We start from the raw sequence: 6,926 nt of genomic DNA, 5'->3' as shown, positions 1-6,926 counted from the left end.
CACCGGGAGACCGACGTGAGCACCCGCACCGCCGTCAGCACCGACCAGGCCCCGGCCCCCGCCCACACGTTCTCCCAGGGCGTGCGCAAGGGCCCCCTGCTGCAGGTGTCCGGGCAGGGCCCGGTCGACCCCGCCACCGGGCGGTACGTGCACGCCGGCGACGTGCGCGCGCAGACCGAGCGGACCCTGCGCAACGTCGAGGCCGTGCTGCGCGCCGGCGGGGCCACGTTCGACGACGTGGTGGTGGTGCGGGTGTACCTGACCGGCCGGGAGCACTTCGCGGCGATGAACGAGGCGTACGGGCAGTTCCTCACCGCCCGCACCACCGACGGGGTGCTGCCCGCGCGCACCACCGTGTTCACCGGCCTGCCGCGCGAGGAGATGCTCGTGGAGGTCGACGCGCTGGCCGTGCTCGACTGAGCCGCCCGGCGCGCCGCCCCCGCCGCCCGGGCCCGCCCGGCGGCCCTGGACCCGGCGGTGACGCGCTGCGACGATGACGCCGTGCCCGGGAGCGGCAGCGCGATGCCCAGCGGCTGGGTGACGTTCGTCCTCACCGACGTGGAGGGGTCGACGCGCCTGCTGCGGCGCACCGGTGCCCGCTGGGCGGACCTGCTCGACCGGCACCGCGCCCTGCTGCAGGGCGCCTGGACCCGCCACGGCGGCGTGGAGGTGGACCGGGAGGGCGACGGCTGCCTCGCGGCGTTCCCCGACCCGGCCGCCGCGCTGGCGGCGTGCGCGCACGCGCAGCGCTCGCTGGGCGGGGAGGCCTGGCCGCCCGGCGCCCGGGTCCGCGTGCGGATGGGCGTGCACGCCGGGCTGGCGTCCCCGCGCGGCGGGGGCTACGTGGCCCTGGCGGTGCACCAGGCCGCGCGCGTGGCGGCCGCCGCCCACGGCGGGCAGGTGGTGGTGACCGAGCAGGCCGCCCCCGGCGCGGCCGGGCCGGCCGGGCCGGGGACCGCGCTGCTGCCGCTGGGCCGGTTCCGCGTGCGCGACTTCGACGCCCCGCTGCGGCTGCTGCAGCTCACCGCCCCCGGCCTGGAGCGGCGCTTCCCCGCCGTGCGCGCGCTGCCCGCCGAGGGGCACAACCTGCCCGGCCCGCTGACCGGCCTCACCGGCCGCCGGCGCGAGCTCGGCGCCCTGGAGGCGCTGCTGCCGGGCACCCGCCTGCTCACCGTCGTCGGCACCGGCGGCGTGGGCAAGACGCGCCTGGCGGTCGAGGCCGGCCACCGCGTCGCCGCGTCCTGGCCGGACGGGGTGTGGCTGGTGGACCTGTCCCCCGTGGAGGACGCCGCCCTGGTGCCCGCCGCCGTCGCCGCCGCCGTGGGCGTGGCCGGGGTGCCGGGCGTGGAGCCGCAGCAGGACCTGCACGAGCACCTGCGGGCCGCGCGCGCGCTGCTGGTCCTCGACGGGTGCGAGCCGCACCGGGCGGCGGTGGCGCGCTCGGTGCGCGACCTGCTCGACGCGTGCCCGGGCGTGCACGTGCTCGCCACGAGCAGGGAGGCGCTGCACCTGCCCGAGGAGCGGCTGCTGCGGCTGGACCCGCTGCCGCTGCCCGCCCCCGGCGCGCCGGCGGCGGAGGTGGCCGCCTCGCCGGCCGTGCAGCTGTTCACCGAGCGGGCGCGGCAGGTGCGCCCGGACCTGGAGCTGGACGCCGCTGCCGGCACCGCCGGGGGCGGCGCGGGCGGCGGCGCCGCGGTGGTGGCCGACCTGTGCCGCCGCCTGGACGGGCTGCCGCTGGCGCTGGAGATCGCCGCGGCGCGCACGGCCGTGCTGTCCCCGGCGGAGGTGCTGGCCGGGCTGGAGCACGGGCGGCACCTGCTGCGCAGCCGCGACGTCACCCGCCCGCCCCGGCAGCGGACCGTGCAGGACCTGCTGGACTGGAGCGTGCGGCTGCTGGAGCCCGACGAGCGCGTGGCGCTGCGGCGCGTGTCGCTGTTCAGCGGTCCGTTCGGCCTGGAGGCGGCCGGTGCCGCGGTCGGCGACGCGGCGGCCGACGCGACGGGCAGCGCGACGGGCGGCGCGACGGGCGGCGCGACGGGCGGCGCGACGGGCCGGGACCGCTCCGGGGAGGAGGTCGCGGAACTGGTGTGGTCGCTGGCGGAGAAGTCCCTCGTCGTGCCCGCGCCGGGAGCCGGCGGCACCCGCTACCGGCTGCTGGAGCTGGTGCGCGACCACGCCCGCGGACTGCTCGCCGCCGACGGCGACCTGGAGGGTTCCGCCCGGCGGCTGGGGCGCTGGTACGCGCGGCGGCTGGGGCCGGCGCGCACCGAGGGGCCGGGCTGGGCGTCGGCGCTGACCGCCGAGCTGGACACGGTGCGCGGCCTCGTCGCCGTGCTGGCGCGCTCGGACGAACCGCTCGCGCAGGAGCTGGCGTGCGCGGTGGCCCGCCACCACCTGGCGGTGCAGTCGCTGCGGCAGGGCGCCGCGGAGGTCTCGCGGCTGGCGCAGGAGCTGACCGCGCCCACCCCGGCGCGGGTGGGGCTGCTCACCGCGCTGGCCGACCTGCACCTGCGCCTGGGGGCCGTCGACCCGGCGGAGCGCACCGTCCAGCGCGCGCGGGAGCTGCGCGAGCGCACCGGCGCCCCCGCGTGGGACGACGTCGGCGTGGAGAAGACCACCGGGGAGGTCGCCCTGCGCCGCGGCGACCCCGCGCGCGCGGCCCGGACCGCCCGGCACGCGCTGACCGCCGGCCCGTCCCCGCGCGGGCGGGCCCGGCTGCAGAACCTGCTGGGCCTGGCGCTGGTGTCGGCCGGCGACCTCGACGGGGCCGGTGCGGCGTTCCGCGCGGAGCTGGAGGCGTGCGCGCTGCTGGGCGACGAGGCGCTGCTGGCCCACGCGCACGGCAACCTCGCCGAGCTGGCGCTGCGCACCGGCCGGTGGGCGCAGGCCGCGCGCGAGCAGCTCGCCTGCCTGCGCCTGGCGCTCGCGCTGGGCCAGCGCGGCATGGTCGCCTACACCCTCAACGTCGCCGGGCGGCTGGCCGCGCTGCCGGGCACGGGGGCGGACGGCGGGGCGGACGGCGGGGCGGACGGCGGGGCGGCGGTGGCGGTGCGGCTCCTCGCGGCCGCCGACGAGCTGCTCACCGACAGCGGCCTGGCCCTGTACGACGGGGACCGGGAGGTCACCGACCGCGCCCTGGCGGCGGCGCGCGCCGTGCTGGGGGCGGCGGCGCACGAGCGGGCGCTGCGGGAGGGGCGCGCGCTGGACGTGGCGCGGGCGATCGCCGAGGCCGAGGACGTGCTGCGCACCGCCGGCGGGGTCGGGACGGGCGCCGCGGGCGCGGTGGGGACGAGCGCCGTCGCGGCCGGCGGGGTGTGACGCCGGCCGGGACCCCGGCGGGCGCGGGAGCGCAGGAGGAGGCGGACGACGTGAGCGAAGGCGACGGGGACGGCGCGCTCGACCCGGGCTCGTGGGAGGGACGGGTGGCCCACGGCCCCGACGGCAGCGCGCACCGCCCCGGCCGGCTGCTGGTGCCGGTGGGGGACGTGGACCGCGCCCTCGAACTGCTGCGCGCGCTGTTCGGCGTGGACGCGCGCCAGAGCGGCGCGGTGGCGGGTCACGCGGTCGTGGACGGCGGCTTCGACGCCCCGCGCGCGGTGACGGAGCTGGCCGCCGAGGGGATCGCCGCGCGGCTGGACCACGTGCTCTTCGCCGACTGCGCCCCGGGCCCAGGGTGCGGGTGCGGCTGCCCGCCGCACCCGTCGTGGTGCGGGCGCGGCGCGAGCGCGAACCCGTTCTCGTCCAACCCGTTCTCCTCCAACCCGTTCTCGTCCAACCCGTTCTCGTCCAACCCGTTCTCCTCCAACCCGTTCTCCTCCAACCCCAGCCCGCGCGGGACGCCGTGGGCGGCGACGGGGCGCCGGCGCAGCAGCGCGCGCCCGGCCCCCGACCCGGCCCCGGAGGCGGTCGCGCGGATGTCCGTCACCGCCGACGGGTCCCCCGTCGTCGCGGTGCTCGACACCGGGGTGGCGGGGGCCGCGCTGCGGCCGGCGGCGCTGGCCGCGTGCGACGGGGACGAGGAGGTGCCCGACGCGGACCTCGACGCGGCGCTGGACCCGGTGGCCGGGCACGGCACGTTCATCGCCGGGCTCCTGGCGCGCTGGGCCCCGGGGTGCCGGGTGAGGGTCGTGCACGTCGTGCAGCCCCTGGGGGACACCGACGAGAGCACCGTGGCGGCGGCCCTGGAGCAGCTCCCCGGGACGGTGGACTTCGTCAACCTCTCCTTCGGCGGGTACGCGCCGCTGGACCCCGCCGGCCCCGTGGCGGTCGCCGTGCGCGCGCTGCAGCGCACGCCCTGCCCGGCCGCGCAGCGCAGCGGGTCCACCGCGCCGCTGCTGGAGCAGGGCACCGTGGTCGTCGCCTCCGCCGGCAACGACGCCACGTGCCGGCCGACGCTGCCCGCCGCGCTGCCCGGTGTCGTCGGCGTCGGCGCGATCGGGCCGGACGGGGCGGCGCCGTTCACGAACTTCGGGCCGTGGGTGCGGGCGTGCGCACCGGGCGTCGACGTGGTGAGCACGTTCTTCACGCGGTTCGACGGCACGGACACCGCCGTGCCCGACCCCGACAGGTTCACCGGGTGGGCGCGCTGGAGCGGAACGTCCTTCTCCGCCCCCACCGTGGTCGCCCGGCTGGCGCGCACCGTCCAGACCGAGGGGTGCCTGCCGTCGGAGGCCGTGGCACGGGTGGTCGACGCCCCCGGACTGGGCGCCTGGCCGGGGCTGGGGACCGTCGTGAACCCCTGACCGCGACGCTCGGACGGTGACGCCGCACGACTCGTCGCAGGACGCGTCGGCGACGTGCTGCTCGTCGGCGGGGCCGAACCCGCCGTCGCCCCAGCCGGTGCCCCAGCTGTCGCGCACGACGAACCACCCGTCGGCGCGGTACCCGACGACGCAGACGGCGTGACCGCTGCGCACCGTGGCGGGCGCGGTGGTGGAGCGGGCGGCGGGGCGCGTATCACCTCCCGTGCCGGGGGGCTCTGCCTCGACGACCCGCACCACCCCCAGAACCCCGAGGAGGACCCCCGTGTCCGAGGAGATCTTCGTCGACGCCGCCGCGCCGGTCGTCCGTTCCGACCAGCACCCGCTGGCGTTCTTCAAGTCCACCCGCCCCGGCACCTGGCTGTACGCCTCGCGGGCAGGGCGCATGGCCCGGGACGGCGACCGCTACCGCCTGGGCCTGGTGCGCAAGCGCAGGAACCAGCCCAGCCCCTCCGGCGGCCTGGAGCTCGTCACCCAGGGCGGCGCCCTGGCCGCGCAGATCGACATCGCCGCGCTGCTGCCGACCCCGGAGGACGAGGCCGCCTGGTCCGAGACGGTGCGGCAGGAGCGCCCGTTCTTCTTCCCCGGCGGCGGTGGGGTGCGGTTCCGCCCGCTGGGCATCCGCAACGGCCGGATGACGATCTCGGGGCTGGAGGGCCTCGTCGCCGACCCGGCCGCGTACCGGGAGGTGCCGGTGGGCCTGCAGACGACCGTGCCGATCAACCTGCCGCTGACCGCCGACGGGGCCGACACGCTGTGGCGGGTGCTGGGCACCCCCGTGGGTTTCCCGATCGCGGTGCGCTTCGACTACGACTACGACGTCCTCTACCCCGGGGCGCACTACCGGATCACCGCGAACACCCGGAAGGTGCACGAGTTCTTCAGCCTCAACGTCAAGGCCCGCGCCAGCTACTTCGGCCTCGTGGGGGGCGAGGGGGACGTCAGCGTGCTGCGCGACGAGCTCACCGGCAGCGGCGCGGTGCTCATCGAGTGGCTCGTGCGCCCGGAGGGCTTCGACGACGCGCGGGTGGCGCAGCTGCAGAACAGCATCGTCGACACGTTCGCGAAGTCGGCGCTGCAGATGATGGTCGAGGAGGTCGTGACCGACACGGAGGCGCCCGACCCGGACGGCTTCTTCGGCGGGGTCTCCGTGAAGCTCAAGGACGTCGAGGAGGTCGCCACCCTCGACCTGTCCGGGGAGTACCGGCAGAACGACCTGCGCACCGAGGTGTTCAGCTTCTCGTTCTCCTTCCAGCAGCTGGGGCTGCTGCCGCTGGACCAGTACGGCGTCGACGTCACCGGCGACAACATGCTGCCCATCACCGCGAACCTCGGCAAGGACCCCGAGCACGTGCAGCGCTACGCCCTGCAGTACGGCTACGTCCGCGCGGACGGCACGGTGCAGAGCGACCGCGCCGAGGCCACCGGCGCGGACGGCCTGCTGCTCAAGGGCGTCGTGCAGTGGGACCCGCGCGACCCGCGCCCGGAGCGCACCGACCTGCAGTTCCTCGTCGACTGGGAGGACCTGGAGTGGGAGGACTACACCACCGCGCTGTCGGAGGACAACGGCGACTCCGGCGTCCTGTTCCAGTTCACCCCCGGCAACTTCGTGCGCGTCATCTCGGTGCTCAGCGACTTCGGCCGCAGCGCGCCGGGAGCGTTCGCGTCCCTGGAGTGGCGCACCGCGCTGCCCCCGCACGCCGACGGCACGCCGGCGAAGGACTACAGCGGCGGGGTGATCTACGAGGGCACCGGGGTGGCGGGCGCCGCGGACCGCTTCACCGTGGAGTTCCCCTACGACAACGCCACCGCCGCGCAGGCGCGCTTCCTGTGGGAGGCGTTCCTCGTGGAGGCCGACGGCACGGTGCTCACCGCGAACGGCGACGAGCCGCTGGCGCAGGCCTCCACGGTGCTGGCCGTGCGCGCCCGGCTGCGCCCGGCCCCGCGGGGCGCCGCGGCGCCCCGCGCCCTCGCGGTGCTGCACTCCTCCGCGGACGCACCGGCTCCCGGCGCGGTCCCCGCCGCGGGCGCCTGAGGGGCGGCCGTGCTCCTCGACGCCGCCGCGCCGGTCCTGCGCGCCGACGCGGGCGCGACGCTGCTGCTGCGCAGCACCGAGCCGGGGACGTGGTGCTTCGCCTCGACCCGCCCCGCGCCCGCCCGCGACAC

The 6,926-nt window shown here is 78.3% G+C and carries 4 protein-coding genes and 1 pseudogene; 4 read left to right on the top strand and 1 reads right to left on the bottom strand.

Annotated elements, in window-relative coordinates:
* Positions 1-15: 15 nt before the first annotated feature.
* The 3 genes from GTR00_RS10790 (at position 16) to GTR00_RS25755 (ending at position 4,742) form a co-directional block, all read left to right on the top strand.
* A complete protein-coding gene (locus GTR00_RS10790; RefSeq protein WP_166611625.1) occupies positions 16-420 on the top strand; it encodes a RidA family protein in 405 nt (134 codons plus the stop codon).
* 81 nt (positions 421-501) lie between these two features.
* Positions 502-3,318, top strand: a complete 2,817-nt coding sequence (locus GTR00_RS10785; RefSeq protein WP_166611624.1) for an ATP-binding protein — start codon at positions 502-504, stop codon at positions 3,316-3,318.
* Between the two features lie 50 nt (positions 3,319-3,368).
* Positions 3,369-4,742, top strand: a complete 1,374-nt coding sequence (locus tag GTR00_RS25755) for a S8 family peptidase (RefSeq protein ID WP_166611623.1) — start codon at positions 3,369-3,371, stop codon at positions 4,740-4,742.
* Between the two features lie 75 nt (positions 4,743-4,817).
* Here the strand turns inward: GTR00_RS25755 and GTR00_RS26350 are convergent.
* A pseudogene (locus tag GTR00_RS26350) lies at positions 4,818-4,916 on the bottom strand (C1 family peptidase); the annotation flags it as partial.
* 109 nt (positions 4,917-5,025) lie between these two features.
* Here GTR00_RS26350 and GTR00_RS23910 point away from each other — a divergent pair.
* Entirely contained in the window at positions 5,026-6,795 is a 1,770-nt protein-coding gene (locus GTR00_RS23910; RefSeq protein ID WP_240899848.1) for a hypothetical protein, read from the top strand.
* Positions 6,796-6,926 lie beyond the last annotated feature (131 nt).

Source organism: Kineococcus indalonis, from assembly GCF_009906395.1.
GTDB lineage: Bacteria > Actinomycetota > Actinomycetes > Actinomycetales > Kineococcaceae > Kineococcus > Kineococcus indalonis.
The sequence above is the reverse complement of the archived record's forward strand: the minus strand, read 5'-3'. Positions and strand labels throughout refer to the sequence as shown.